The organism is Microbacterium sp. ARD31 (assembly GCF_031844425.1).
This window is the reverse complement of record NZ_JAUZVE010000009.1, coordinates 15,101-41,451: the sequence shown is the minus strand read 5'-3', so window position 1 is coordinate 41,451 and position 26,351 is coordinate 15,101. Positions and strand designations below refer to the sequence as shown.

Below are 26,351 nucleotides of genomic sequence, written 5' to 3'. Positions count from 1 at the left end.
GAGGAACTGCCCGGTGGGTGTCGCGAACCGCGAGGAACTGCCCGGTAGGGAATGACAGCGGTGTAGTTTGCAAGGCGACACGCCGGGGTAAGGTGAAAAAGTTGGGGAAAGTGTTCCTTGTGTGACGAAAGTTGATTAGCGTGCCTCGCGTTGCCCGTGCGAAGGGGAAGTCGCACGGGCCCGAGACCACAAGGGGAACCCCCGTGCCCTTCGCTCCACCGCAGGACCCGGCCGCGGCGCCGCGTCGTACGACGTCGCGCCGAGCGAGTGCCCTCGTGCTCGTCGTGGCGCTGGGGCTCGGTGGTGCGCACGGGGCGGCGTTCGCGGACGAGGGGAGCTCCGATCGATCGACCGTGCCGTCGGAGGCCGACGTGGCGGCCGCGCAGCAGCGGGCGGCGGCCAAGGGACGTGACGTCGCGGCGGTGCAGGCCGACCTGATCCGGGCGAACCTGGCCCTGGAGGGGGCGGGCGACACCGCGGCGCAGGCGGCCGAGGCCTACAACGGGGCCCGCTGGCGTGCCGAGCAAGCGCGTCTCGAGGCGACGGACGCGCAGGAGGCGGCGACGGCGGCCCGGCAGGACGTCGAGGCGCAGCGCGAGCTCTACGCCGACACCGTCGTCCGGTCCTACGAGGAGGCCTCCCAGGTCCAGGGCCTCAGCGCCGTCGTCGAGTCCGACGGCATCGAGTCGATGATCGACCGCAGCGTCACCATGGGCAACACCTCCGACGCGCTCGACCACCAGTACGACGCCTTCATCGCCGCGTCCGCCGTCGCCGAGGTCACCGCCGCCACGGCCGCGGACGCTGCGGAGCGCGCGGACGCCGCGGAGGCCGATGCGGAGCAGGCCCGCGACGCTGCGGCTGCGGCGCAGGCCGACGCAGGCGCACAGGCCGAGGCCGTCGCGGCCACCAAGTCCGAGCTGATCGCCGAGCTCGCCGACCTGCAGGGGATCAGCGTCCGCCTCGCCGAGAAGAGGCAGCGGGCCCTCGAGCAGGCGGCCGCCGAGGCGGCGGCCGCTGCCGCGCAGGCCGAGGCGGAGGCCCAGGCCCAGGCGGAGGCCCAGGCCCAGGCGGAGGCCCAGGCCGAGGCGGAGGCCGAGGCCGAGGCGACCCCCACCAGCGCGCCCACCCCGACCAGCAAGCCGACGCCCGCGCCGACGCCCGCGCCGACGCCCACCCCGAGCGCTACGCCGACCGCGACGCCCACCCAGTCGCCGACTCCGACGCCGACTCCGACGCCGACCCCGACGCCGACCCCCATGCCGACTCCGACGCCGACTCCGACGCCGACCCCGACCCCAACGCCGACCCCCACTCCCACCCCGCCGCCGGCGCCGAGCGGGGACGCGACCGCCGCGATCGCGTTCGCCCAGTCCCAGCTCGGCAAGCCCTACCGCTACGGCGCCTCCGGCCCGGACGCCTGGGACTGCTCGGGACTCACCGCGGCAGCCTGGGCCCGCGGCGGGAAGTCACTGCCGCACTACTCGGTCGCGCAGTACTCCCAGTCGACGCGGATCACCGCCGCCCAGCTCGTGCCCGGCGACCTCGTCTTCTGGGGCTCCTCGAGCAGCCCGAGCTCGATCTACCACGTCGCGATCTACGTCGGCGGCGGCCAGATCGTCCATGCCCCCCGCACGGGCCGGGACGTCACGCAGGAGTCGATGTACTACTGGCGGGCCCCGAACTTCTTCGCGCGGCCCTGACGTCCCTCAGCGCACCTTGCGCGCGAAGCGGGTGGCGAGCTCGCCGGGGTCCATCCGGCCGTCGAGGACGAGGCGGGTGGGCCAGGCGGAGGTGACGATGCCCGAGAGCTCCTCGAAGAGCGCGAGGTCCTTGGCGTACAGCTCCGCCAGGCGGGACACGTCGTCGGCCGTCGGCGCCGTTCCCGGTACGACGTCCGCGCCGGCGTGCCAGTTGCGCAGCGGCGGCACCTGCTCGAAGCGCGGCAGGCCGAGGAAGTCGGTGGTGCGGTCGATCGTCGGCGCGAAGTCGGCCAGCATCGAGCGCAGCTCCAGCAGGAGCCACTGCTGGCGGGGGAAGAGCTCGAAGCCGCGCTGCAGCTGCTCGCCGTAGAACCCGCGCGCCAGGCCGGTCATGTGCCGCCACCGCATCGTGCGCACCTCGCCCGGGTCGGGCACCTCGTCGGGCAGCGAGGTGTGCGGCCACTCGGTGAGGAAGTCGGGCCAGTCGGGCCACGCCAGGTTGCGCGAGCGGAGCATCACCCAGTGCGAGAACAGCCGCTCCAACGGGTCGCGGAACACCGCGATCAACGGCATGTCCGGCTTGTAGGCGCGCATCCGCTCGAGGGCGTGCGGCCAGTAGAGATACGTGGGTGACGCGTCGCCGACCAGCTGGTGCACGGCTGCCCGGCGGGGCGCGGTGTAGTCGCGGGCGTAGTCCGGGGCGGTCCAGTCCACGGTCTCGTCGTCGAAGTAGTGCCGCTCCTTGTCGGGCGGCTGGCAGACCAGCCGGTGCTGGTTCAGCGTCACCGCGAGGGTCGACGTACCGCCCTTCTGCACGCCGACGACGGCGTAGTTGTAGGGCATCACCCCCACGGGCGTGGCATCTGACACGTTCATCGCGGTGAACCTACCCGCCGGACTACTTTGGGTGCCATGGCCACCGAGCAGGTCCCCCCGATCGCCGACGAGATGCCCACGCCCGAGCCCGAGGCACCGGTCGTCGAGAGGGTCGAGGACGACGCGGTCCACGCCGACGACTCGGGCTACCGGCAGCCGGTCGTCGACGTCGCGGCCATGCGCACGCTGCTCGACGGCCGCTACCGCGAGGTCCGCGACCTGGTCCGCACCAACCTCGCCGAGCACGCGCAGGTCCTGCGCGACGAGGAGGAGATGAGCCGCGCCGAGTTCCGCGAGCGGGTCAAGGACGTCGTGGTGATGATGGCCGAGACCGGGCAGACGGGGATGGGCTTCCCGGTCGAGTACGGCGGTGGCGGCGACATCGGCGCCTCGATCGCGGCCTTCGAGACCCTCGCCCTCGGTGACCTCTCGGTCCTGGTGAAGGTCGGCGTCCAGTTCGGCCTCTTCGGCGGCGCGATCCTGCAGCTCGGCACGAAGACCCACCACGACGCGCACCTCGCCGACCTCGTCAGCGGCCGCACGATGGGCTGCTTCGCGATGACCGAGACCGGCCACGGCTCCAACGTGCAGGCCCTCGGCACCGTCGCGACGTACGACGTCGAGGCGCAGGAGTTCGTGATCACCACCCCCGACGACGCGAGCCGCAAGGACTACATCGGCAACGCCGCGGCCCATGCCGAGCTCGCCGTCGTGTTCGCCCAGCTCGACGTGGCAGGGGAGCGGCACGGCGTGCACGCCTTCGTCGTCCCGATCCGCGAGGGCGGCGAGGTGCTCGACGGCGTCCGCATCGAGGACTGCGGGCCGAAGATGGGGCTCAACGGGGTCGACAACGGGCGCATCTGGTTCGACGGCGTCCGGGTGCCGCGCACCGCGCTGCTCAACCAGTTCGCCGAGGTGACGCCCGAGGGCCGCTACCTCTCGCCGATCGACAACCCCAACAAGCGCTTCTTCACCATGCTCGGCACCCTGGTGCAGGGGCGCGTCTGCGTCGGCGGCGCGGGGATCAACGCCGCCAAGGTCGCGCTCGCGATCGCCGTGCGCTACGCCGACCGGCGCCGGCAGTTCGAGGCGACCTCCCCCGACGAGGAGCAGGTGCTCCTCGACTACGGCATGCACCAGCGCCGCCTGCTCCCGCTGCTCGCCCGCACCTACGCCCTGCACTTCGCGCAGGAGGTCGTGGCCGGACAGCTGCACGACGTCTTCTCCGGGCCCGGCCCGACCGAGCCGGGCAGCGACGAGCACGCGCGCCGCATGCTGGAGTCCCGGGCCGCCGGCACCAAGGCGCTCGGCACCTGGCACGCCACCCGCACCATCCAGGAGTGCCGCGAGGCGTGCGGCGGCGCCGGCTACCTCAGCGAGAACCGCTTCGCCGCGCTGAAGGCCGACACGGACGTCTTCACCACCTTCGAGGGCGACAACCACGTCCTGCTGCAGCTGGTCGCCAAGGGCCTGCTCACGGACTACGCCGGTGAGTTCGAGGACATGGACCAGCTCGGGATGGCCCGCTTCGTCGCCGGCCTCGCCGTCGAGACCGTGGTCGAACGCACCTCGGTCCACAAGCTCGTCCAGTCGGTCCGCGACCTGCTGCCGGGCGGCGACCGGTGGGATCAGGAGGCGGGCCTGCTCGACCCGAACTACCAGCTGGCCATGCTGCGCTTCCGCGAGGAGCACATGATCGGCGGCGTCGCCCGACGGCTCAAGCGCGGCATCGACCAGGGCGAGAACCCGGGTGCCGTCTTCTCGCGCGTCCAGGACCACGTCATCGCCGCGGCCCGCGCCCACACCGAGCGGCTCGTTCTCGAGGCGTTCGTCGCGAAGACGGCCGAGCTGCCCGACGGCGACCTCAAGGTCTCGCTGAACCTGCTCTGCGACCTGCACGCGCTGTCCACGATCGAGGCCGACCGGGCCTGGTTCATGGAGCACGGCCGACTCTCCAGCGCCCGCTCCAAGGCGATCAGCCGCGAGATCAACGCGCTGTGCCGCAAGCTGCGCCCGCTCGCCGTCGACCTCGTCGACGCCTTCGGCGTGCCCGACGAGATGCTGCGCAGTCCCGAGCTCCTGAGCTGGCCCATCGGATCGGGCGAGTGACATGACGTTCGGGGGGCTGCCGACGCGGTGGGAGCCCGACGGCGACAGCCGCGGCCTCGCGCTCGTCCTGCCGGGTCGCGCCTACTCGCCGAGCGCACCGCTGCTCGACCTCGCCCTCCGTGCCCTGCTCCAGCACCACTTCACCGTCCAGCAGGTCTGGTGGGACGCCGAGTCCCGCGGCGAGGAGGACGCGGAGGCGTGGGTACGCCGCCAGGCGGCCGAGGCGCTCGAGCGGGAGGACGCCGACCACGTCGTCGTGGTGGGCAAGTCGCTCGGCACCCGCGCCGCGTCGTACGCCGCCGATCGGGGGCTCGACGCGATCTGGCTCACCCCGCTGCTGGTCGTGCCGGAGGTGGCCGAGGGCATCGCCGCGAACGCCGGGCGCCAGCTCCTGGTGGGCGGCCTGGCCGACGAGCTGTGGGACACCGAGGTCGCGCGCGAGCTGGCGGACAGCGGGTGCGAGGTGCTGGAGGTCGCGGACGCCGACCACGTCATGGCCACCGACGACGCCGTGCGCACCACCGAGATCCACCTCGAGGTCGCCCGCGCCGTCGACTCCTTCCTCGCCGGGCTCTGAGATGACCGGGCCGCGTCGGTTGGTCGGGGCCTGGAGCGAGGACCCGCTCTGGGCGCGGATCTACCCGCACCTGGTCGACCACCCCGCCCTCGGTGCGCCGCTGTGGCGCCTCGGGCTCGGGACGGACATCTCCCTGCTCCACGACGCTGCCCGCGAGATCGGCGCGCTCCCCGACGGCGCACGAGTGCTCGACGTGCCGACGGGCAGCGGCGTCGCCCTGCGCGGGCTGCTCCCGGGCCGGCACGTCGAGGTCGTCGCCGCCGACATCTCGCCCCGGATGCTCGAGCGCACCTACGCGGCCGCGCGCCGCCACGGCGTCGCCGACCAGGTCACCACCGCGCTGGCGGACGTCGGCGCGCTGCCGTTCGGCGACGGCACCTTCGACCTGGTCGTGTCCTTCACCGGCCTGCACGTCTTCCCCGACCCACACCGGGCCGTCCACGAGATGGTGCGCGTGCTGCGGCCGGGCGCCGCGATCGTCGGCAGCGCGCTGTTCACCGACGACTTCCGCGGGGTCGAGCGGCGCTACGGGCTCGTCCACGCCGCCGGCCGCCTCGCCCGCGTGCTCGGCCCGATGTGCTCCTCGGCCGACGCGGTGCGGTGGCTGGGCGAGGCGGGTGCGGTCGACGTACGACTCGAGATGAGCGGCGGGATCGGCTGGTTCCGAGGCACGAAGCGGCTCGACTGAGAGGGGTTGTCACAGAACCTGCGCGGGCGGTGTCTCCATGGCAGACACCCACCACAGGAGGCGACATGCCCAGCCAGTTCCGCATCCCGAAGGCCACCATCGACGGCGCCTACGGCGCGATCATGACCCGCGTCGCGAAGCGCATGTGGGGCAAGGTCCCCGACAACGCCCACGTCCTGTGGCACAACAAGCCGGTGATGAAGGCGGTCTTCGGCTTCGAGCAGAAGGTCGCGAAGTGGTCGTCGCTCGACCCGCACCTCAAGGCGTACGCCGAGATGGCCAGCGCCGGCGTCATCGGCTGCTCGTGGTGCCTGGACTTCGGCTACTTCCTCGCTCACACCAAGGGGCTCGACGAGGCGAAGGTCCGCGAGGTGCCGCGCTGGCGCGAGTCGGACGTCTTCACCGACCTCGAGCGCGAGGTGATGGCCTATGCCGAGGCGATGACCGTGACCCCGCCGGAGGTGACCGACGATATGGTCGCCGGCCTCGACCGGCAGCTCGGCCACGCAGCGGTCGTCGAGCTCACCATGATGGTCGCCGTCGAGAACGAGCGGTCCCGCTTCAACTCCGCGATGGGCCTGGCCTCGCAGGGGTTCAGCGACGTCTGCGAGCTCCCGCTCGCGCAGGCTGGGACGATCACGACGTGAACCACACGGAGACGCCCCTCGTGCAGCACTTCGCCGCCCACCGCAACCTGCTCTTCACCGTCTCCTACGAGATGCTCGGCTCGGCCGCCGACGCCGAGGACGTCCTCCAGGAGGTCTGGCTGCGGTGGTCGGACGTGGTGGTGGAGGAGGTGCGCGACCCGCGCGCCTACCTCGTCCGGATGACCACCCGCCTGTCGCTCAACCGGCTGCGCACCCTGGCGCGGCGTCGCGAGGACTACGTCGGCACCTGGCTCCCCGAGCCGGTCCTCACCGCACCCGACGTCGCCGAGGACGTCGAGCTCGCCGACAGCGTCTCGACCGCGATGCTGCTCGTGCTGGAGACGCTGCCGCCGACCGAGCGGGCCGTCTTCGTGCTGCGCGAGGTCTTCGACCTGCCGTACGACGAGATCGCGGAGGCGGTGGAGAAGTCCGAGGCGGCGGTCCGGCAGATCGCCAGCCGCGCCCGCGGCCACGTGGCCGAGCGGCGTCCACGGACCTCGGTGAGTGCCGCCGAGCGGGACGCGGTGATCGAGAGGTTCCGCGCCGCCACCGCCGGCGGCGACCTCCAGTCACTGATGGACGTGCTGGCGCCCGACGTGGTCCTGATGACCGACGGCGGCGGCAAGGTCCAGGCCGCGCTCAACCCGATCTACGGCCGCGACAAGGTGTTCCGGTTCCTCACCGCCGTCACGCCCGACGCGCTCGAGCTCGAGCCGGTGTGGCTCAACGGATCGCCGGCGATCCAGTTCGTCATCGCCGGCCGGCGCGACGGCGTCGGCACGATGCTGGTCGAGGACGGCGTGGTGACCCGGCTGTTCCTGGTCCGCAACCCCGACAAGCTGGGCTTGCTCGGCTCTCCCGTCGACCTGTCCCGCCTCTGAGGGCCCTGCCACGGGGCGGGTCGAGCGGACCACGGTCCGCTCGACGCCCGGCATACCGGGCGGCAAGCGTCCATGCCGGTCGACAGGTCCCGCGTTCGCGCTGGGCGAACCCACAACCGGAACATGCCTCCGGTTCTGGTGCGTTGAGGGGGCATGACGCAGAACTCCCTCAAGCTCCCCGTGGTGTTCCTCCACGACACGGTCGTGCTCCCCGGCATGGTCGTGCCCATCGAGCTCGACGACCAGGCCCGTGCGGCGATCGACGCCGCCCGCCTCGCGCACGACGGCGCGCAGGACGACGAGCCCACCCGGGTCCTCGTCGCCCCGCGGCTCGAGGACCGGTACGCCACCCACGGCGTGGTCGCCGTGGTCGACCGCGTCGGCCGGTTCGCCGGCGGCCGGCCGGCCGCCGTGCTGCGCGCCGAGCGCCGCGTCGCCATCGGATCGGGCGTCGCCGGTCCCGGCGCCGCGCTCTGGGTCGAGGCCGAGTCCGTCCCCGAGGCGGTCGTGACCGACGAGGTCCGCACGCTCGCGGAGGAGTACCGCACCCACGTGATCTCGATCCTGGAGCGCCGCGAGGCGTGGCAGGTCATCGAGAACGTGCGCCGCCTCGGCGACCCCGACGCGCTCGCCGACGCCTCCGGCTACGCGCCGTACCTCTCCGAGGACCAGAAGCGGCAGGTCCTGGAGACACCCGACCTCGGCGAGCGGCTGCGCCTGCTCGTGGAGTGGACACGGGCCTACGACGCCGAGGACGAGGTCAACGACAAGATCAGCCAGGACGTCCGCGAGGGCCTGGAGAAGAACCAGCGGGAGTTCCTCCTCCGCCAGCAGCTCGCCGCGATCCGCAAGGAGCTCGGGGAGGGCGAGCCCGACGGCTCCGACGACTACCGGGCCCGGGTCGAGGCCGCCGACCTGCCCGACTCCGTCCGCGAGGCTGCGCTGCGCGAGGTCGACAAGCTCGAGCGCTCGAGCGACCAGAACCCCGAGGCCGGGTGGATCCGGACCTGGCTCGACACCGTCCTCGAGCTGCCCTGGAACGAGCGGACCGAGGACTCCCACGACGTCGCCGCCGCCCGCGCGGTGCTCGACGCCGACCACCACGGCCTCGACGAGGTCAAGGACCGCATCACCGAGTACCTCGCCGTGCGCGCCCGCCGGGCCGAGCGCGGCCTGGAGGTCATCGGTGGTCGTGGCTCGGGCGCGGTGGTCCTGCTCGCCGGTCCTCCCGGCGTCGGCAAGACGTCGCTCGGCGAGTCCGTCGCCCGGACGCTCGGGCGGAAGTTCGTCCGCGTCGCCCTCGGCGGCGTGCGCGACGAGGCCGAGATCCGCGGCCACCGGCGGACGTACGTCGGTGCCCTCCCCGGCCGCATCGTGCGGGCGATCAAGGAGGCCGGCTCGATGAACCCGGTCGTGCTGCTCGACGAGGTCGACAAGGTCGGCGCCGACTACCGGGGCGACCCGGCCGCGGCCCTGCTCGAGGTCCTCGACCCCGCGCAGAACCACACCTTCCGCGACCACTACCTCGAGCTCGACCTCGACCTCTCCGACGTGCTGTTCATCGCCACCGCCAACGTGGTCGAGCAGATCCCCTCCGCGCTGCTCGACCGCATGGAGCTCGTCTCGATCGACGGCTACACCGAGGACGACAAGGTCGCCATCGCGCGCGACTTCCTGGTGCCGCGCCAGCTCGAGCGGGCCGCGCTCACGCCCGAGGAGGTCACGATCTCCGATGACGCCCTCGACGAGCTCGCCGCGAACTACACCCGCGAGGCCGGCGTGCGCCAGCTCGAGCGGCTGCTGGCCAAGGCGTTCCGCAAGGCGGCCACGCTGCTCGCGACCGGCGAGGTCGAGCGCGTCGACATCGACCGGGACGGCCTCGTCGACCTGGTCGGGCGGGCGCGCTTCACGCCGGACAGCCACGAGCGCACGGACGTCCCCGGCGTCGCGACCGGCCTGGCGGTGACGGGCCTCGGTGGTGACGTGCTCTACGTCGAGACGTCGGTGGCCGAAGGCACCGCCGGGCTCACCGTCACCGGCCAGCTCGGCGACGTGATGAAGGAGTCCGCATCCATCGCGCTGTCGTGGGTGCGGGCCCACGCGGGGGAGCTCGGCATCGACCCGTCCGCGTTCGAGCGGTCGATCCACGTCCACTTCCCGGCCGGCGCGGTGCCCAAGGACGGCCCGTCGGCGGGCGTCACGATGGTGACCGCGCTGGTCTCGCTGCTGACCGGCCGGCCCGTGCGCTCCGATGTCGGGATGACCGGCGAGGTGTCGCTGGCCGGGCGGGTGCTGCCGATCGGCGGCCTCAAGCAGAAGCTGCTGGCGGCCCAGCGCGCCGGGCTGTCCACGGTCTTCGTCCCCGAGCGCAACCGCCCCGACCTCGACGACGTACCGGCCGAGCTGCTCAGCGACCTCGACGTGCGACCGGTCGGACGGGTGACCGAGATCCTCGCCGAGGCCCTCGAGCCGGCTGCGGCGGCGGAGGTGAGCGCCGCCTGACCCGTCAGCGGGTCAGGCGTCCTCGCCCAGGCTGTCGTCGGCGAGGTTCGCGACGTCGTCGCCGTGGCCCTCGGTCTTGAAGCGCTCGAAGGAGGCGTGCACCTCGGCCTCCGCCTCCGCGCGGCCGACCCAGTCGGCGCCCTCGACGGACTTGCCGGGCTCGAGGTCCTTGTAGACCTCGAAGAAGTGCTGGATCTCCAGGCGGTCGTACTTGGAGACGTGGTTGATGTCGCGCAGGTGCTCCAGGCGCGGGTCGTGCGAGGGGACGCACAGGACCTTGTCGTCGCCGCCGGCCTCGTCGGTCATGCGGAACATGCCGATCGCGCGGCACTCGATGATGCAGCCGGGGAAGGTCGGCTGCTGGAGGATCACCAGCGCGTCGAGCGGGTCGCCGTCCTGGCCGAGGGTGTTCTCGATGTAGCCGTAGTCGGCGGGGTAGGCCGTCGAGGTGAAGAGCATCCGGTCCAGGCGGATCCGCCCGGTCTCGTGGTCGACCTCGTACTTGTTGCGCTCGCCCTTGGGGATCTCCACCAGCACGTCGAACGTCAGCACGTCTTCCTCCACTCTCCGGCACGCCTTCGGGCCGTCATCGGTCCAGCTCCGCTGCGCCCGACCGAGAGCCCGGCGCGAAGTACTGGGGGCAGTGTCGCGCACAATGGCCCCGATGCGCGAAGCGAGAGGGTCGAAACGACGGGGACGTGAGGTACGCCACTCCGCACGCCGGGTCGCCGGCGTGTGGCTGCCCGTGGTGCTGGTCGTCGCGCTCCTCGCCGCCGGGGTCGGCGCCTACCGCTTCGAGTGGGGACAGCGCTACCTGCCCGGGCTGGCGGCGGACCCGGTGACCGAGCCCGAGGAGGTCCTGCCCCCGGCGGGGCTCGACCTCCCCGCGTGGAGCACGCCGACCCCCGCCGCGCTCCCCGCCGGGTCCGCGGCCGCCTTCGCGCCCGACGCGGTCGCCCGCGCCCTCCGCAAGCCCCTCGCAGACCCCGACCTCGGCCGCCACGTGGTCGCCGCGGTCACCCCGCTGGAGCCCGGCGGGGAGGTGTGGACGTCCGGTGACGGGACCTACCTGCCGGCCTCGACCACCAAGCTCCTCACCGTCGGCGCGGCCCTCGCCGCCCTCGGCCCCGACCACACCTTCACCACCCGGGTGGTCCGTGGCGACGGACCCCGCGAGGTCGTGCTCGTCGGCGGGGGAGACCCGCTGCTCGCCAGCAAGCCGCTCACCGTCGCCGAACGGGGCGCGACCTACCCCGAGCGCGCCGACGTCGCGACCCTCGCCGTGGACGTCGCCGAGGCGCTCGGCGGACGCGGCCGGGTCGTCGTGCGCTTCGACGACAGCCTGTTCAGCGGCCCGACCGACAACCCCGCCTGGCGGCGCGACTACGTCCCCGACGACATCGTCAGCCCCATCACCGCACTCATGGTCGACAGCGGCATCGCGCCCGACGGCCAGGAGCGCTCCGACGACCCCTCGCTGGCCGCCGCCCGGGCCTTCGCCGCGGGGCTCACCGCCGCCGGCCTGCGGGTGACCGGCGCGCCGGAGCGGGTCGTCGTACCCACCGCGACGGAGGAGCTGGCCTCCGTCGAGAGCGCACCGCTGTCGCAGGTCGCCGAGCGCGTCCTCGACGTCAGCGACAACGAGGGCACGGAGGTCCTCGGCCACCACGTCGGGCTAGCGGTGTCCGGCACCGGCTCCTTCGAGGCCGGCGCGGCCGGTGTCGCCAGCACGTTGCAGGGGCTCGGCATCGACACGAGCGGTGACCAGCTGTACGACGGCTCCGGCCTGTCGCGACGCAACCGGATCAGCACCGGCACGGTGCTCGCCCTCCTGCAGGCGGCCTCCGGGCCCGACCCGGACCTGCGCAGCCTCGTCACCGGCCTGCCCGTCGCCGGCTTCACCGGATCGCTGACCTGGCGCTTCGACGACGGCCCCGCGCTCGCCCGGGGCCTGGTGCGCGCCAAGACCGGCACCCTCACCGGCGTGCACGCCCTCGCCGGCATCGCCGTGGACCGTGACGGCACCCCGCTGGCCTTCGTCGTCGCCGCCGACCGGGTCGCGGACGCCGACCGCTACGACGCCCAGGACGCCCTCGACCGCGCCGCCGCCGCGTTGGCCGCGTGCAGGTGTGGGGCACCGACCGCCGGTTGAGGAGCTCGCGCTGCCCGGTCGGCGCGGGGTGTTCCTTCGGAGGGCCCGGCTAGGGTCGGGACATGAGCCTCGTCGACTGGGACCTCGCCGTCACCCTGGGATCCCGGGTGTCCGGCCCGGGGCCGGACGTCAGCCCCGACGAGGCCGCCGCCGCGGTCGTCGAGCTGCGGGAGGGCGCGGAGCGGTCCACGCCGCTGGTCAGCGACTTCACCGGGCTCCGCACCACCGCCGGCACGGCTCCGGTGCTGGTGGTCGACCGCTCGGGGTGGATCCAGGCCAACGCCGACGGCTTCGCCAAGCTCCTCACGCCGATCGTCGACAAGATCACCGAGAAGAAGGGCCCGCCCACGGGGATCTCCGCCGCCGTCGGGTCTCGGGTCACCGGGGCCGAGGTGGGGCTGATGCTCGGCTTCCTCGGGTCCAAGGTCCTCGGCCAGTTCGACCCGTTCCACGCCCCGCGCGGGCGGCTGCTGCTGGTGGCACCCAACATCGTCCACGTCGAGCGCGAGATCGACGCCGACCCCCACGACTTCCGCCTGTGGGTGTGCCTCCACGAGGAGACGCACCGGGTGCAGTTCACCGCCAACCCCTGGCTCGGTGAGCACCTCCTCGCGCAGATGGGCTCGCTCGCCGACACGATCGAGCCGACCGCGGTCCTCGAGGGCCTGCGCCGGGGCGCGGAGTCGATCCGCAGCGGCGGCGGGAGCGTGCTCGACCTGGTCTCCTCGCCGGAGCAGAAGGAGATCCTCGACCGGGTGACGGGCGTGATGTCGCTGCTGGAAGGCCACGCCGACGTGGTGATGGACGGCGTCGGCCCGAGCGTCATCCCCTCGGTCGCCACGATCCGCAAGAAGTTCAACCAGCGCCGCCAGGGCGTCGGCACCCTCGACAAGCTGCTGCGGCGGCTGCTCGGCCTGGACGCCAAGATGGCCCAGTACCGCGACGGGGCCGTCTTCGTGCGCCACGTCGTCGACAAGGTCGGGATGGACGAGTTCAACGCCGTCTGGACCGGGCCCGAGACCCTGCCGTCGAAGGCGGAGATCGAGGACCCCGACGCCTGGGTCGCCCGGGTGCTGTGACGCTGCACCCTTCGGTCGCCGCGGTCCGGCTGCCGGTCCGCGTGCTGCTGACGGAGCTCGAGCCCGGCGACGTGGTGGCCGTCGCGTGCAGTGGAGGTGCCGACTCGCTGGCGCTGGCCTCGGCCGCGGTGTTCGAGGGCCACAAGCTCGGCCTGCGGGTCGTCGGCGTCACCGTCGACCACGGTCTCCAGCCCGGGTCGGCCGACCAGGCGGCCCGGGTGGTGGCCCAGCTCGCCGCCCTCGGCGTCGACGAGACGCTGACCGCGACGGTCTCGGTCGACGCCGGCGCGGGCCTCGGGCCCGAGGCGGCTGCCCGCGAGGCCCGGTACGCCGTCCTGGAGCAGGTCGCCGAGCACCTCGGTGCCGCCAAGGTCCTGCTCGGCCACACGCTGGACGACCAGGCGGAGACCGTCCTCCTCGGCCTGGCCCGCGGGTCGGGCGGCCGTTCGCTGCAGGGGATGCGGCCCGGCTTCGGGGTCTTCGCGCGCCCGCTGCTCGGCGTACGACGCGACGACACCGTCACCGCCTGCCAGGTGGAGGGGCTCGAGGTGTGGGACGACCCGCACAACCACGACCCCGGCTACACCCGCGTCCGGGTGCGCGAACGGGTGCTGCCCGTGCTGGAGGACGAGCTCGGCCCCGGCGTCGCCGCGACCCTCGCGCGCACCGCCGAGCAGCTGCGCGACGACACCGCGCTGCTCGACGAGCTCGCCGACCGGGTGCTCGAGGCCGCCCGCTGCGAGGGCGGGCTGGACGTCGAGGCCCTGCGGACCCAGCCCCCCTCGCTGCGCCACCGGGCGCTCCACCGGGCCGCCCTGGAGGCCGGCGTGCCGGCCGCCGAGCTCACGCGGGCGCACGTGCTGGAGGTCGACCGGCTCCTCGTCGACTGGCGCGGCCAGCGCTGGATCGACCTGCCCGGCCCCCGACGGGCGTTGCGCCGCGGTGGACTCCTGCTGCTCGGACCGGTGCCGGGCGGGTAGGGTCGCGTCCTCGCAGCTCGGCGACTCGGGCGCTCGGGGACAAGGACAGACATGGCGAACGTGCTCGTCGTCGACGACGACCAGGACATGAGGGACCTCATCGAGCTCGTGCTGCGCCGCAGCGAGCTCGACGTGGTCGCGGTCGGCAGCCCCCTCGCGGCCCTCGACCTCGTCGGCACGACGCACTTCGACCTGGCCGTGCTCGACTGGAGCATGCCGCAGATGGACGGCGGGGAGCTGTGCGCGCGCCTGCGGGAGGTGCCCGAGCTGCGCGACCTGCCGATCCTCATCCTCACCGCTTACGCCGACGCCGCGACCCGCGAGCGCGCCTTCGAGGCCGGCGCGACGGACTTCATGTCCAAGCCGTTCACGCTCAAGGACCTGCGTGGGATCGTCGCCACACTGCTGGGGCCGACCTCCTGACCGATTCGGCTGCCGCGGGCGCTGATCGAAAGTAAAGTCCCCTCCATGGGGCAGCGCCGGGCGATCGACCTCGCCGTGGTGACCCTCACGGCGGTCGCAGTGCTGCTCTACGTCGTCCTGGACGTGCCCTGGCTCGACCACACCCTCTACCTCGGTGTCTTCGTGCTCTCCGCCGCGACGGCGTGGGTGGGTGCCGCGCGTGCTCCGGCCGAGCACCGCCTGGTGGGTGGGCTCATCGCCGGGGGCATCACGCTCACCGCCGTCGGGGACGCGACCTGGGAGGTGCTCGACGCGATGGGCCTCGGCACCGAGGTCTCCCTGGCCGACCCGCCCTGGGTCGCCTCCTACGTCCTGCTCTGCATCGCCCTCTCGGTCGTGCTCCGACGCAGCGGGGCAGGCCGGCACGACCTCGACTTCACCATCGACGCGGTCACCATCGTCATCGTCAGCGTGCTGGTGCTGTGGGGCACCGCGATCGACACGATCGTCACCGACGCGTCCCTCGCGGTCTCGACGCGCGTGGCGTGGTCGATGTACCCGGTGGCCGACGCGGTCCTGCTCGCGCTGGTCGTCCGGGTCCTCACCAGCCGTCCGGCGCGTCGGTGGCTGCACCTGTCGTTCGCCGCAGGCGCCCTCCTGTGGTTGGCCGCCGACGTCGCCTACCTCCAGCCTGGCGGGGCGGGCCTCGACCTGCTGATGGACGTCTGCTGGATGGTCGCTCCGGTGCTGATGGCGCTCAGCGTCTGGCGCCTCGAGGGCACCCCGCCGCCAGTTGTGGACGATGCGCGCCGCGCTCACCCGGTCTTCCAGCTCGGCATCGCCATCGGCCCCCTACTGGTGCCGCCGGCCATCGAGCTGCTCCGCGACCTGCGCGACGAGGACGAGCGCCCGCTGATGCTGCTGCTCGGCACCACGAGCCTCGCCGTGCTGGCCTTCATCCGGATGGCGCGACTCCTGCGCTCGGAGGAGCGTGCGGTCCGTGAGCTCGAGGTGGCCCGCGACGCCGCGCTGGACGCCTCGCGGGCGAAGTCGATGTTCCTGGCGACGATGAGCCACGAGATCCGTACGCCGCTGACGATGGTGCTCGGCGCGGGGGAGATCCTCGAGGACACGCCCCTCGACGACCTGCAGCACGAGATGGTGACCCGGATGCGACGGTCGGGCCAGGCGCTGCGGTCCCTGGTCGACGACGTCCTCGACTTCTCGCGGATCGAGGCCGGCCAGCTCGAGGTGGCGCACACCCCGTTCGACCTCGCCGGGCTCGTGCGGGACCTCGACGACCGGTGCGCGCCGCGCGCCGAGGCCGTCGGCATCGCCTACGAGTCGGTCGTGGCACCGGGGGTGCCCGCACGCGTGGTGGGCGACCGCGAACGCCTGCGCCAGGTGCTGGGCAACCTCCTCGACAACGCGGTGAAGTTCACCCACGAGGGTCATGTCCGGCTCGACGTACGCCGCAGCCCCGGCACCGGCGACGAGGTCGAGCTCGCCGTCACGGACACCGGCATCGGCATCGCCGCGGTCGACCTCGGCACGGTGTTCGAGTCGTTCACCCAGGTCGACGGCTCGACGACGCGACGCTACGGCGGCGCCGGCCTCGGCCTGGCGATCTCCCGGCAGCTGACCGCCCTGATGGGCGGGACCCTCGAGGTCACCAGCACCGTCGGCGAGGGCAGCGTCTTCGTCGTACGCCTCCCGCTGCCCGCCGCCGCGGAGCAGGTGGAGGCGCCGGCCGGCGTCGTCCGCGAGGACGTGCGCGACGGCGCGGCGACCTCGGGCTGACCACCGGCGACCCCGCGCCCTAGGCTGCAGCCCATGGACTCGTCCCACGTGGAGCACGACCTCGTCAACGTCCTCTTCACGGAGGAGCAGATCCAGCAGCGGCTGGCCGAGATGGCGGCCGAGATCACTGCCGACTACGAGGGTCGCGACCTCCTCGTGGTGGGGGTCCTCCGCGGGGCGGTGATGGTGATGGCCGACCTGGCCCGCTCGATGCCGCGCCACCTGGAGATGGACTGGATGGCCGTCAGCTCCTACGGCTCGGGCACCAAGTCCAGCGGCGTGGTCCGGATCCTCAAGGACCTCGACACCGACATCAGCGGGCGCCACGTGCTGATCGTCGACGAGATCATCGACACCGGCCTGACGCTCAGCTGGCTGGTCAACAACCTCTCCAGCCGCAGCCCGGCGAGCGTCGAGATCGCCACCCTGCTGCGCAAGCCGGAGGCGCTGTCGATGCCCGTGGAGCCGAAGTACGTCGGCTGGGACATCCCCAACGAGTTCGTCGTCGGGTACGGCCTCGACTACCGCGAGAAGTACCGCAACCTGCGCGACATCGGCACCCTCGCCCCCCACGTCTACTCCTGATCGGGGCCTGGTGAGGGTCGTTCGCCTCGCCACGCTTCACCCCGCCTGAAAGAATGGACGCCCGAGCGACGTGTACCGTCGCGATCCCACCTCCGAACCGGTGAAAGTTGCCTGTGAAGCGCATATTCAAGGGTCCCTGGCTCTGGATCGCCCTGTCCGCCCTCGCGGTGATGCTGGCCATCCAGTTCCTCGTGCCCAACGACGGCTACGACGAGGTCCGGACCTCGACCCTCTCGAAGTACATCTCGGCCGGGCAGGTCGAGGAGATCGAGTTCAACGGGGTCGACCACGAGATCCGGGCCACCCTGGACAAGGGCACCCGTGACGAGGGCGACAAGGTCGTCACCCACTACATCGACGGCCAGCAGGAGACCCTGCTCGCGGCGGTCGACGAGCAGATCGCGGCCGGCGAGACGAAGTGGTCGGACTCCGACTTCCCGCAGCCCAGCTTCCTCGGCTCGCTGCTGGCCACGCTCCTGCCGTTCGCGCTGATCATCTTGCTGTTCATCTTCTTGATGAACCAGGCCCAGGGCGGCGGCGGTCGCGGCGTCATGCAGTTCGCCAAGTCCAAGGCCAAGCTGATCACCAAGGACATGCCGAAGACGACGTTCAGCGACGTCGCCGGCTGCGAGGAGGCGATCGAGGAGCTCGGCGAGATCAAGGAGTTCCTCACCGACCCGGCCAAGTTCCAGGCCGTCGGCGCCAAGATCCCCAAGGGCGTGCTCCTCTACGGCCCGCCCGGCACCGGCAAGACGCTCCTCGCCCGCGCTGTCGCGGGTGAGGCCGGCGTGCCGTTCTACTCCATCTCCGGGTCCGACTTCGTCGAGATGTTCGTCGGCGTCGGCGCGAGCCGCGTCCGCGACCTGTTCGAGCAGGCCAAGGAGAACCCGCCGGCCATCGTCTTCATCGACGAGATCGACGCCGTCGGCCGTCACCGCGGCGCCGGCATGGGCGGCGGCCACGACGAGCGCGAGCAGACCCTCAACCAGCTGCTCGTCGAGATGGACGGCTTCGACGTGCGGGGCGGCGTGATCCTCATCGCCGCCACCAACCGGCCCGACGTGCTCGACCCCGCGCTCCTGCGCCCGGGCCGGTTCGACCGGCAGGTGCAGGTCGACGCCCCCGACCTCAACGGTCGCCACCAGATCCTCAAGGTCCACTCGCGCGGCAAGCCGATCGCGCCCGACATCGACCTGCTGAGCATCGCCCGCCGCACGCCGGGCTTCACCGGCGCCGACCTGGCCAACGTGCTCAACGAGGCCGCCCTGCTCACCGCGCGCAGCAACGCCAAGCTGATCAACAACGAGTCGCTCGACGAGGCGATCGACCGCGTCATCGCCGGTCCGCAGCGGCGTACCCGCCTGATGAGCGAGCGCGAGAAGCTCATCACCGCCTACCACGAGGGCGGCCACGCCCTGGTCGCCGCGGCGCTGCCCGGCACCGACCCGGTGCACAAGGTGACGATCCTCCCGCGCGGGCGTGCGCTCGGCTACACGATGGTGCTGCCCGACCGCGACAAGTACTCCCAGACGCGCAGCGAGATGCTCGACTCCCTCGCCTACATGCTGGGCGGCATGGCCGCGGAGGCGCTGATCTTCCACGACGTCACGTCCGGTGCGGGCAACGACATCGAGAAGGCCACGGCCCTCGCCCGGGCGATGGTGACCCAGTACGGCATGACCGAGCGCCTCGGCGCGGTCAAGCTCGGCGACAGCAACTCCGAGCCGTTCCTGGGCCGCGACATGGGCCACACCCGCAACTACTCCGAGGAGACCGCGGCCGCGGTCGACGAGGAGGTCAAGGCGCTGCTCGGCCACGCCCACCAGGAGGCCTTCGAGATCCTGGAGACCAACCGCGACGTCCTCGACGCCCTCGTGCTGGCGCTCCTCGACAAGGAGACGCTCGACAAGGGCGAGATCGCCGAGATCTTCGAGCCGCTGCTCAAGCGCCCGGCACGGCCGGCCTGGACGGGCTCCCCGCAGCGCGTGCCGTCGACGATCCCGCCGGTCGACATCCCGCAGGAGATCCGCGACCGGGCGCACGCCAACTCGGTGCCGGAGGAGCCGGACGCCGGCGCCGTGTTGACGCCCCCGGGTGCGGGCGGCGACATCCACGGCACGCCCGCCCCCGGTCCCGACACGCCGACCCCGCCATCCCCGGGCGCACCGTGACCGACCCGGTGACGGTGCCGGAGGTGGCGCCCGAGGACGTGCCCGCCTTCGACCATGAGCGGGCCGAGGCGGCGGTGCGCGAGCTGCTCGCCGCCATCGGGGAGGATCCCGAACGCGAGGGCCTGCTCGAGACGCCGGCGCGGGTCGCCCGGGCGTACGCCGAGCTCACGCAGGGCCTGCGGATGCGGGCCGAGGACGTCCTCACCACGACCTTCGACCTCGGCCACGACGAGCTGGTCCTGGTCCGCGACATCGAGCTGTGGTCGATGTGCGAGCACCACCTCGTGCCGTTCACGGGCGTCGCGCACGTCGGCTACATCCCGGCCGACACCGGCAAGATCACCGGCCTGTCCAAGCTGGCCCGCCTGGTCGACGTCTACGCCAAGCGTCCGCAGGTCCAGGAGCGGCTCACCACCCAGGTCGCCGACTCCCTGATGGAGATCCTCGAGGCCCGCGGCGTCATCGTGGTCATCGAGGCCGAGCACCTCTGCATGACGATGCGCGGCGTCCGCAAGGCGGGTGCGCGCACCATCACCTCCGCGGTCCGCGGCTCGATGCTCACCAACCAGGCCACCCGCGCCGAGGCGATGGCGCTCATCCGCTCAGGCACCAGGTGACCGCGACGGCCGCCGCTCGACTGCCCCGGGTGATGGGGATCGTCAACGTCACCCCCGACAGCTTCTCCGACGGCGGTCGGTTCGACACCACCGAGACCGCCGTCGCGCACGGCCGCGAGCTCCTGGCCGAGGGCGCCGACATCCTCGACATCGGTGGGGAGTCCACCCGCCCCGGCGCCACCCGACCCCTGGTCGCCGAGGAGCTCGACCGGGTCGTGCCGGTCATCCGGGAGCTCGCCGGGGAGGGTGCCGTCGTCTCCGTCGACACGATGCGCGCCGAGGTCGCCGAGGCGGCCGTGGCGGCCGGGGCGACGATCGTCAACGACGTCTCGGGCGGGCTCGCCGACCCGCGGATCCTCGAGGTGGTGGCCGCCGGCGACGTCGACTACGTCGCGATGCACTGGCGCGCGCACGCCGACCGGATGCGCGACTTCACCGACTACTCGCCGGACGGCGTCGTGGAGACCGTGCGTCGCGAGCTCGGCGAGCGGCTCGACGCTGCCGTGGCCGCCGGGATCCCGGTCGAGCGGGTCGTGCTGGACCCCGGGCTGGGGTTCGCCAAGGAGCCGCGCCACAACTGGGAGCTCCTCGCGCGGCTCGACGTGCTGGCCGGCCTGGGCCGCCCGCTGCTCGTCGGGGCGAGCCGCAAGTCGTTCCTCGGCACCCTCCTGCGTCGCGACGGCGAGACCCGGCCGGTCGGTGAGCGCGAGCACGCGCACGCCGCGCTGGTCGCGCTGCTCGCCGACCGGGGTGTCGACGTCCTGCGCGTGCACGACGTACGTGCCACCCGCGACGCGCTGGCCGTCGCCGCCGCGATGAAGGGAGATCCATGAGCGACGAGCTCGCCGTGACCGGGATCGAGTGCTTCGCGCACCACGGCGTCTTCGACTTCGAGAAGCGCGAGGGCCAGACGTTCGTGGTCGACCTGGTGCTCGGCCTCGACACCCGCGCCGCCGCTGCCTCCGACGACCTCCAGGACACCGTCAACTACGGCTCCCTGACCGCCGACGTGAAGGCCGCCGTCGAGCGTGATCCGGTCGACCTGATAGAAACCGTCGCTCAACGCATCGCCGATGTGTGCCTGTTGGACAGTCGTGTTGAATGGGCGCGAGTCACGCTGCACAAACCTGATGCGCCCATCGACGCGACGTACTCGGACGTCGCGCTGACGATCACCAGAACGCGAGGCAACGCTGATGACTGAGACCCCGAACCCGAACATCGTGGACACCGACTCCCTCACCGGCGAGATGCACCCGATCCGCCGCGTCGTGGTCGCACTGGGCTCGAACCTCGGCGAACGGCTCGCCTCGCTCCAGGGTGCGGTCGACGCGCTGCGCGACACCCCGGACTTCTTCGTCACCGGCGTCTCCCCGGTCTACGAGACCGAGCCGGTCGACTCGCCCGACGGCGCCGGCCCGTTCCTCAACGCCGTCGTCCTCGCCGACACCACCCTCCCCGCGGCCCGCCTGATGGAACGCGCGCTGGCCATCGAGGACGCCTTCGAGCGCGAGCGCAGCGACGTCCGCAACGCGCCCCGCACCCTCGACGTCGACCTCATCGTGGTCGGCGACCGCCGCTCCAACGAGGACTTCCTGCGGCTGCCGCACCCGCGCGCCCACGAGCGCGCCTTCGTCCTGCAGCCCTGGCACGACCTCGAGCCCGACGCGGTCTTCCCCGAGCGCGGCCCGATCGCCGACCTGCTCGGGGAGACGGACGCCTCGGGTGTCCGCAAGCGCGAGGACCTCGTCCTCGAGGTCGAATGATCATCCGCGAGTGAGCGAGCCCGACCCCGACGAGCCTCCGGAGCCGCGCGGGACGCTGCGCCCCACGTCGGCACGCGCCCTGACCACGTGCGTGGTGCTGGGCCTCGTCGGCGGGTGGGGCGTCCACCCGCTGATGACCGCGCTCACCGGGTCCCCGCCGCTGGTGTCGTGGGCGCAGGCCCTGGCCCTCGTGCTGGTGGCCGCGATCATGGTCTTCCTCGCCTGGCACACCTGGCAGACCGTCCAGGTGCGGGGCGAACGGCTGGAGGTGCACCAGTCGGTGAACCGGCTGGTGCTGGCCCGCGCGTGCGCCCTGTGCGGCGCGCTGGTGGCCGCCGGCTACCTCGGTTACGCGATCAGCTGGCTGGGCGACGCGAGCCAGTACGCCGACCGCTGGATCCTCCGGTCGCTCGTCGCGACGGCGGCCGCCGCGGTGGTGACGCTGGCCTCGCTGGCGCTGGAGCGTGCGTGTCGCACGGACGGGGGCGAGGGTCGGCCCTAGTCTGACCCCATGCCTTCCCAGCAGCCCCAGCAGTCACAGGCGTCCCGGACGCCCGCCCGCCGGCGCCAGCGCAGCACGCGCCTGGTCGTCGCCGTCGTGCTCCTCGCCGCCGCCGCTGCGGTCGTGATGGGCGCCCTGGCCTCGTCGTCGGCCGGCCTGACCGCTGTCGCCGCGGTCCTGGCCGTGCTCGCCGGCGCGGCCGCCACCCGGATCACCCACTCCGAGCTGATGCAGACCCGGCGCGAGGCCGCCCGCGACCGCGCCCTCCAGGCGCAGGAGTACCGCGTCCTCACCGAGCAGCGCACCGCCGAGTCGGCTGCCTTCGCCGCCGACATGCGTCGCAAGATCGAGGAGCGCGAGCACGCCATCGACGTCCTCGAGCGCGCGCTGTCGACCGCCCAGAAGAACGCTGCCGCGCAGACCCTCAAGCGTGGCCAGGAGGCCCGTCGGGCCGACGCCGCCGAGCGCGGCCGCGACGACGCCGAGGGCCGCGCGGCCGAGGCGATCTTCCAGGTCGCCGAGCTCGAGGCCGAGATCGACGTGCTGCGCGCCGAGCTCGACTCGCTGCGTGCCGCTGCCGCGCGCCGGGAGCACCGGAGCGCCTGAGCCGTCCCCACGTCGCGCGAGCGACGTACGTCACCCGTCCGGACCGCCGTCCGGGCGGGTGTCGCGCGTGTACGGAACAATGACGGCTCGTGATCCCCGAGGACAACAGGTTCGAGAGCGACCCCAGCGACGCGCTGCCCGACGACCCGGGGCTGCCCGAGGGGTGGAGAGCGGACACGCCCGACGGCGCCGACCCCGCCACCGTCGCGCGGCTCACCGAGCTGCTGCGCGCGCACGAAAGGGCCGGCCGCGGCTGGGCCGGGTCGGGTGAGGACGAGGTCCTCGTCGAGGTGTCGGAGCGGGGCCTGGCGATGCGGGAGAACCTTGTCGTCCGCGACCCGGAGGGCACGATCCAGGCGTGGGGGAGCGTGCACGACCGCGCCGAGGGGCGGATGCTGTTCGTCCACATCGTCGACCGCGCCATCGACGAGCGGCTCGCCGACCGGTGCAGCGACGTCCTCTTCGAGTGGGCCGAGGCCCAGGCCCGCGCCGTCGGGACCGCCCGCGGCCTGACCGTGCAGCAGATCGACACCGGGTCGTTCGCGGAGGACGAGCGCCAGCACGGCTGGCTCGCCGACGCCGGGTTCGAGCGGGTGCGCACATGGTGGCAGATGAGCCGCTCGGTCGAGGCGGACGAGGCCGAGCTGGTGCCCGACCCGGCCCGCTGGGAGCGCCAGGGCGTGGTGTTCCGGCTGGTCGAGCGGTCGGGTGACGGGATGCCCGACGAGGCCGACCTGCGGGCGGTGCACGACGTGCTCGAGGGTGCGTTCACCGACCACTTCAACTCCGCCGAGGAGACCTTCCAGGAGTTCATCCACCGGCTCCGCGAGGACCCGGGCCACCGCTGGGACCACTGGTGGCTCGCCGAGATCGTCGACGGCGAGGCTGACGCGCCCGAGCCGGCCGGCGCCCTGGTCGGCACGGTCAGCGAGTCCGCGAACGGCCCCGACGGGTCCTACGTCTCCTACCTCGGCGTCCTCGAGTCCGCCCGCGGCCGCGGCGTGGCCACCGGCCTGCTCCGCACGATCGTCGCCGACGCCGCCGCCCGCGGTCGTGACCGCGTCGGCCTCGAGGTCGACGCCGACTCACCCACCGGCGCCGACGGGCTCTACGTCTCGATGGGCTGGGGCACCAAGTACGTCACCGAGTCCTGGCACAAGGACGTCCCCGTCCGCTGACCGGGACCAGCTGGGGGGTGTCAGCGCAGGGACTGGCGCAGCGCACGGTGCACGCCGGCCGGCGTGAGCACGCCGACGAACTGGGCGCCGCGTCGTACGCCGATCATCGGCTTGTCCTCGCGCAACATCGTGGCGAGGGCGTCCTCGAGCGAGGAGTCGATGTCGATCGCCGCTCCGAGGTCACCGGTGGCGACGCCGTCGAGGGGCTCGAGGTCCTCCTCACGCAGCCGCGTCACGGTCAGGGTGCGCAGGCCGCCCGCCCCGACGAAGTCGGCCACCTGCTCGTCGGCCGGGTGGGCGAGCAGCTCACCGGGGGTGGCGTACTGGGCGAGGCGCCCGCCGGTGGCGAACACCGCCACGCGGTCGCCCATCCGGATCGCCTCGTCGATGTCGTGGGTCACCAGGACCACGGTCTTGCCCAGCTCGCCCTGCAGGCGGCGGAACTCGTCCTGCAGCCGACCCCGCACGATCGGGTCGACGGCGCCGAACGGCTCGTCCATCAGCAGCACGGGCGGGTTGGCCGCGAGCGCGCGGGCGACGCCGACCCGCTGCCGCTGGCCTCCCGAGAGCTCGTGGGGGTACTTCCGGGCGTACTGGGCCGGCTCGAGCCCGACCGTGGCCAGCAGCTCGTGGGCGCGCTCGCGCGCGGTGGCCCTGGACTCGCCGTAGAGCAGCGGCACGGTCATCACGTTCTGCTCGATGCGCTGGTGCGGGAAGAGCCCGATCTGCTGGATGACGTAGCCGATGCCGCGGCGCAGCTCCACCGGGTCGGCGTCGGTGACGTCCTGGCCGTCGAGCCAGATCCGCCCCGTGGTCGGCTCGATCAGCCGGTTGATCATCTTCAGCGTCGTGGACTTGCCGCACCCCGACGGCCCGACCAGGCAGACCATCTCGCCACGGGCGACGTCGAGGTCGAGCTCGTGGACGGCCACGGTGCCGTCCGGGTAGGTCTTCCCCACGCCCTCGAGCCGGATCATCGACTCGCCGCCCCGATCCGCGCTCCGTGTAGCGTCCATGCGGTGACCATACTGGGGGCGGCCGACGACCCGAGCTGCTACAGCCGGCTCGTCAACGACTGGGTCTGCCTGGACTACGTGTCCGACCGCCGGCAGGAGATCGTCGACGCGACGATCGAGCACCTCCAGATCACCGTGCTGTCCGTCGTCGTCGGCCTCCTGATCGCCTTCCCGCTGGCGCTCCTCGCGCGCCGGCTGCCGCGGCTCGAGTCGGCGATCCTCGCGATCACGACCGGCATCTACACCGTCCCGTCGCTCGCGCTGTTCCCGCTGCTGGTGCCGTTCACCGGCCTGACCGCGACGACGGTCGTGATCGGCCTCGCGCTGTACGCCCTGACGATCCTGGTCCGCAGCATCCTCGAGGGGCTGCGGTCGGTGCCCGACGACGTACGCGAGTCGGCCACCGGGCTGGGCTACGGGCGCGGCCAGCTGCTGCTCAAGGTCGAGCTGCCGCTCGCGCTCCCCGTGATCATGGCCGGCCTCCGGGTCGCCACCGTGTCGACCGTGGCGCTGACGACGGTCGGCTCGCTGGTCGCCTACGGCGGCCTGGGCAACCTCATCAAGGACGGCGTGCTCACGAACTTCCGCGCCGAGCTCTTCACCGCGTCGGTCCTCTGCGTGGTGCTCGCCGTGCTCCTCGACGTCGTGCTGGTGCTGGTGCAACGCTCCCTGACCCCCTGGACGAGGGGAGTGCGGGCATGACGGTCTTCGGCGACATGTGGCGCTACCTCACCGATGCGTCCAACTGGTCGGGCAGCGACGGCATCGCCGCCCTGCTCGGTCAGCAGCTCCTGCTCACCGTCACCGCGCTGGTGATGGCGATGGCCGTGGGGCTGCCGGTCGCGCTCTGGCTCGGGCACCTGGGCCGCGGCGGGTTCCTGGCCATCAACATCTCCAACGTCGGCCGCGCCATCCCGACGTTCGCGCTCCTCGCGCTGCTCGTGGTCGCGCCGTGGCCCGGCACCGGCGAGCTGGGCCCCTACGGGCGCGCCGGCCTCGCCACCCTGATCGCGCTGACGCTCTTCGCGCTGCCCCCGATCATCACGAACTCGTACGTCGCCATGCGTGAGGTCCCCGCCGAGGTGCGCGAGGCGGCCCGCGGCATGGGCATGACCGGGGTGCAGCGGTTCTGGAGGGTCGAGCTGCCGCTGGGCCTGCCCCTGGTCGTCTCCGGGCTGCGGCTGGCGCTGGTGCAGGTGTGGGCGACCGCGACGATCGCGGCGCTCGTCGCCGGGCCGGGGCTCGGCCAGATCATCACCGACGGGTTCTTCCGCTCGAACTACGGCAAGGGCATCGCCGGGGCGCTCGTCGTGGCGGCGGTCGCGCTGGTGCTCGAGCTGCTGGCCGCGATGGCGCAGCGGGCGGTCGACACCACCCGCCGGGGCACTCCTGCGGGTGGTCACACCGATGCGTTGTCGGTGACCGGCGCTACGGTGGAACCGCCCGCCGAATCCGTCGGCTGACGATGCACATCCGGACACGCGCAGCCGCTGCTGCGGGACACAGAAGGAACA

26 protein-coding genes are annotated in these 26,351 nt (G+C 72.8%); 23 read left to right on the top strand and 3 right to left on the bottom strand.

Going from position 1 to position 26,351, the window contains the following annotated elements; genetic code table 11:
* Window positions 1-203 precede the first annotated feature (203 nt).
* On the top strand, window positions 204-1,703 hold the full coding sequence (locus Q9S36_RS21615; RefSeq protein ID WP_311286914.1) for a C40 family peptidase: 1,500 nt from the start codon (window positions 204-206) through the stop codon (window positions 1,701-1,703).
* Window positions 1,704-1,709: 6 nt separating this feature from the next.
* Here Q9S36_RS21615 and Q9S36_RS21610 read toward each other — a convergent pair whose 3' ends face one another.
* Window positions 1,710-2,579, bottom strand: a complete 870-nt coding sequence (locus Q9S36_RS21610; RefSeq protein WP_311286913.1) for a sulfotransferase domain-containing protein — start codon at window positions 2,577-2,579, stop codon at window positions 1,710-1,712.
* Between the two features lie 36 nt (window positions 2,580-2,615).
* On the opposite strand from Q9S36_RS21610, the gene Q9S36_RS21605 reads away from it, so the two are divergent.
* From Q9S36_RS21605 to lon, 6 genes are all read left to right on the top strand, one after another.
* On the top strand, window positions 2,616-4,688 hold the full coding sequence (locus tag Q9S36_RS21605; RefSeq protein WP_311286912.1) for an acyl-CoA dehydrogenase: 2,073 nt from the start codon (window positions 2,616-2,618) through the stop codon (window positions 4,686-4,688).
* Window position 4,689: 1 nt separating this feature from the next.
* Complete coding sequence (locus Q9S36_RS21600; RefSeq protein WP_311286911.1) at window positions 4,690-5,265, top strand: hypothetical protein; 576 nt, start codon at window positions 4,690-4,692, stop codon at window positions 5,263-5,265.
* Window position 5,266: 1 nt separating this feature from the next.
* Complete coding sequence (locus Q9S36_RS21595; RefSeq protein ID WP_311286910.1) at window positions 5,267-5,953, top strand: class I SAM-dependent methyltransferase; 687 nt, start codon at window positions 5,267-5,269, stop codon at window positions 5,951-5,953.
* 65 nt (window positions 5,954-6,018) lie between these two features.
* The gene (locus Q9S36_RS21590) at window positions 6,019-6,600 is read left to right on the top strand and encodes a carboxymuconolactone decarboxylase family protein (protein ID WP_311286909.1); all 582 of its coding nucleotides are present in this window, start codon (window positions 6,019-6,021) and stop codon (window positions 6,598-6,600) included.
* Window positions 6,597-7,481, top strand: a complete 885-nt coding sequence (locus Q9S36_RS21585) for an RNA polymerase sigma-70 factor (RefSeq protein ID WP_311286908.1) — start codon at window positions 6,597-6,599, stop codon at window positions 7,479-7,481. Before Q9S36_RS21590 ends, Q9S36_RS21585 begins: the two co-directional genes overlap by 4 nt.
* Before the next feature lie 153 nt (window positions 7,482-7,634).
* Window positions 7,635-9,983, top strand: coding sequence for an endopeptidase La (gene lon / locus Q9S36_RS21580; RefSeq protein WP_311286907.1), 2,349 nt, complete (start codon window positions 7,635-7,637; stop codon window positions 9,981-9,983).
* Between the two features lie 12 nt (window positions 9,984-9,995).
* Here the strand turns inward: lon and Q9S36_RS21575 are convergent, their stop codons facing one another.
* Window positions 9,996-10,532: an inorganic diphosphatase gene (locus tag Q9S36_RS21575; RefSeq protein ID WP_311287091.1), complete on the bottom strand. Its 537-nt coding sequence runs from the start codon at window positions 10,530-10,532 to the stop codon at window positions 9,996-9,998.
* A gap of 115 nt (window positions 10,533-10,647) precedes the next feature.
* Between Q9S36_RS21575 and dacB the strand changes: the two genes are divergently transcribed.
* The 14 genes from dacB to Q9S36_RS21505 all read left to right on the top strand — a co-directional run bounded on the left by dacB (window position 10,648) and on the right by Q9S36_RS21505 (window position 23,821).
* Window positions 10,648-12,135: a D-alanyl-D-alanine carboxypeptidase/D-alanyl-D-alanine-endopeptidase gene (gene dacB, locus Q9S36_RS21570; RefSeq protein WP_311286906.1), complete on the top strand. Its 1,488-nt coding sequence runs from the start codon at window positions 10,648-10,650 to the stop codon at window positions 12,133-12,135.
* Window positions 12,136-12,197: 62 nt separating this feature from the next.
* Window positions 12,198-13,214, top strand: a complete 1,017-nt coding sequence (locus Q9S36_RS21565) for a zinc-dependent metalloprotease (protein WP_311286905.1) — start codon at window positions 12,198-12,200, stop codon at window positions 13,212-13,214.
* Window positions 13,211-14,194, top strand: a complete 984-nt coding sequence (tilS, locus tag Q9S36_RS21560; RefSeq protein WP_311286904.1) for a tRNA lysidine(34) synthetase TilS — start codon at window positions 13,211-13,213, stop codon at window positions 14,192-14,194. The genes Q9S36_RS21565 and tilS overlap by 4 nt, the downstream gene beginning before the upstream one ends.
* 51 nt (window positions 14,195-14,245) lie before the next feature.
* Window positions 14,246-14,617 carry a response regulator gene (locus Q9S36_RS21555; RefSeq protein WP_311286903.1) on the top strand — a complete coding sequence of 124 codons (372 nt, stop codon included), beginning with the start codon at window positions 14,246-14,248 and terminating at the stop codon, window positions 14,615-14,617.
* A 45-nt stretch (window positions 14,618-14,662) separates the two neighbouring features.
* Window positions 14,663-16,396: an ATP-binding protein gene (locus tag Q9S36_RS21550; RefSeq protein ID WP_311286902.1), complete on the top strand. Its 1,734-nt coding sequence runs from the start codon at window positions 14,663-14,665 to the stop codon at window positions 16,394-16,396.
* Window positions 16,397-16,429: 33 nt separating this feature from the next.
* Complete coding sequence (hpt, locus tag Q9S36_RS21545; protein ID WP_311286901.1) at window positions 16,430-16,981, top strand: hypoxanthine phosphoribosyltransferase; 552 nt, start codon at window positions 16,430-16,432, stop codon at window positions 16,979-16,981.
* Window positions 16,982-17,088: 107 nt separating this feature from the next.
* On the top strand, window positions 17,089-19,152 hold the full coding sequence (gene ftsH / locus Q9S36_RS21540) for an ATP-dependent zinc metalloprotease FtsH (protein ID WP_311286900.1): 2,064 nt from the start codon (window positions 17,089-17,091) through the stop codon (window positions 19,150-19,152).
* A gap of 8 nt (window positions 19,153-19,160) precedes the next feature.
* Window positions 19,161-19,769, top strand: coding sequence for a GTP cyclohydrolase I FolE (gene folE / locus Q9S36_RS21535; RefSeq protein ID WP_396653816.1), 609 nt, complete (start codon window positions 19,161-19,163; stop codon window positions 19,767-19,769).
* The gene (gene folP / locus Q9S36_RS21530) at window positions 19,766-20,602 is read left to right on the top strand and encodes a dihydropteroate synthase (protein ID WP_311286898.1); all 837 of its coding nucleotides are present in this window, start codon (window positions 19,766-19,768) and stop codon (window positions 20,600-20,602) included. The genes folE and folP overlap by 4 nt, the downstream gene beginning before the upstream one ends.
* Entirely contained in the window at window positions 20,599-20,973 is a 375-nt protein-coding gene (gene folB, locus Q9S36_RS21525; protein ID WP_311286897.1) for a dihydroneopterin aldolase, read from the top strand. The genes folP and folB overlap by 4 nt, the downstream gene beginning before the upstream one ends.
* Entirely contained in the window at window positions 20,966-21,535 is a 570-nt protein-coding gene (gene folK / locus Q9S36_RS21520) for a 2-amino-4-hydroxy-6-hydroxymethyldihydropteridine diphosphokinase (protein WP_311286896.1), read from the top strand. Before folB ends, folK begins: the two co-directional genes overlap by 8 nt.
* Window positions 21,536-21,545: 10 nt before the next feature.
* Entirely contained in the window at window positions 21,546-22,037 is a 492-nt protein-coding gene (locus Q9S36_RS21515; protein ID WP_311286895.1) for a DUF3180 domain-containing protein, read from the top strand.
* A gap of 9 nt (window positions 22,038-22,046) precedes the next feature.
* On the top strand, window positions 22,047-22,643 hold the full coding sequence (locus Q9S36_RS21510; protein WP_311286894.1) for a hypothetical protein: 597 nt from the start codon (window positions 22,047-22,049) through the stop codon (window positions 22,641-22,643).
* Window positions 22,644-22,732: 89 nt separating this feature from the next.
* The gene (locus Q9S36_RS21505) at window positions 22,733-23,821 is read left to right on the top strand and encodes a GNAT family N-acetyltransferase (RefSeq protein ID WP_311286893.1); all 1,089 of its coding nucleotides are present in this window, start codon (window positions 22,733-22,735) and stop codon (window positions 23,819-23,821) included.
* Between the two features lie 20 nt (window positions 23,822-23,841).
* Here the strand turns inward: Q9S36_RS21505 and Q9S36_RS21500 are convergent, their stop codons facing one another.
* Window positions 23,842-24,837, bottom strand: coding sequence for an ATP-binding cassette domain-containing protein (locus Q9S36_RS21500; protein ID WP_311286892.1), 996 nt, complete (start codon window positions 24,835-24,837; stop codon window positions 23,842-23,844).
* Between the two features lie 3 nt (window positions 24,838-24,840).
* On the opposite strand from Q9S36_RS21500, the gene Q9S36_RS21495 reads away from it, so the two are divergent.
* Window positions 24,841-25,539 carry an ABC transporter permease gene (locus Q9S36_RS21495; protein WP_311286891.1) on the top strand — a complete coding sequence of 233 codons (699 nt, stop codon included), beginning with the start codon at window positions 24,841-24,843 and terminating at the stop codon, window positions 25,537-25,539.
* Window positions 25,536-26,300 (top strand): ABC transporter permease, encoded by a 765-nt coding sequence (locus tag Q9S36_RS21490; RefSeq protein ID WP_311286890.1) that lies wholly within the window; start codon window positions 25,536-25,538, stop codon window positions 26,298-26,300. The genes Q9S36_RS21495 and Q9S36_RS21490 overlap by 4 nt, the downstream gene beginning before the upstream one ends.
* The last annotated feature ends 51 nt before the right edge of the window (window positions 26,301-26,351 follow it).

Coding starts and splice junctions, on each gene's coding strand:
- Q9S36_RS21610 (WP_311286913.1), bottom strand. CDS start 2,579: ATGAACGTGTCAGATGCCACGCCCGTGGGGGTGATGCCCTACAACTAC.
- Q9S36_RS21605 (WP_311286912.1), top strand. CDS start 2,616: ATGGCCACCGAGCAGGTCCCCCCGATCGCCGACGAGATGCCCACGCCC.
- Q9S36_RS21600 (WP_311286911.1), top strand. CDS start 4,690: ATGACGTTCGGGGGGCTGCCGACGCGGTGGGAGCCCGACGGCGACAGC.
- Q9S36_RS21595 (WP_311286910.1), top strand. CDS start 5,267: ATGACCGGGCCGCGTCGGTTGGTCGGGGCCTGGAGCGAGGACCCGCTC.
- Q9S36_RS21590 (WP_311286909.1), top strand. CDS start 6,019: ATGCCCAGCCAGTTCCGCATCCCGAAGGCCACCATCGACGGCGCCTAC.
- lon (WP_311286907.1), top strand. CDS start 7,635: ATGACGCAGAACTCCCTCAAGCTCCCCGTGGTGTTCCTCCACGACACG.
- dacB (WP_311286906.1), top strand. CDS start 10,648: ATGCGCGAAGCGAGAGGGTCGAAACGACGGGGACGTGAGGTACGCCAC.
- Q9S36_RS21565 (WP_311286905.1), top strand. CDS start 12,198: ATGAGCCTCGTCGACTGGGACCTCGCCGTCACCCTGGGATCCCGGGTG.
- Q9S36_RS21555 (WP_311286903.1), top strand. CDS start 14,246: ATGGCGAACGTGCTCGTCGTCGACGACGACCAGGACATGAGGGACCTC.
- Q9S36_RS21550 (WP_311286902.1), top strand. CDS start 14,663: ATGGGGCAGCGCCGGGCGATCGACCTCGCCGTGGTGACCCTCACGGCG.
- hpt (WP_311286901.1), top strand. CDS start 16,430: ATGGACTCGTCCCACGTGGAGCACGACCTCGTCAACGTCCTCTTCACG.
- folB (WP_311286897.1), top strand. CDS start 20,599: ATGAGCGACGAGCTCGCCGTGACCGGGATCGAGTGCTTCGCGCACCAC.
- folK (WP_311286896.1), top strand. CDS start 20,966: ATGACTGAGACCCCGAACCCGAACATCGTGGACACCGACTCCCTCACC.
- Q9S36_RS21510 (WP_311286894.1), top strand. CDS start 22,047: ATGCCTTCCCAGCAGCCCCAGCAGTCACAGGCGTCCCGGACGCCCGCC.
- Q9S36_RS21500 (WP_311286892.1), bottom strand. CDS start 24,837: ATGGACGCTACACGGAGCGCGGATCGGGGCGGCGAGTCGATGATCCGG.
- Q9S36_RS21490 (WP_311286890.1), top strand. CDS start 25,536: ATGACGGTCTTCGGCGACATGTGGCGCTACCTCACCGATGCGTCCAAC.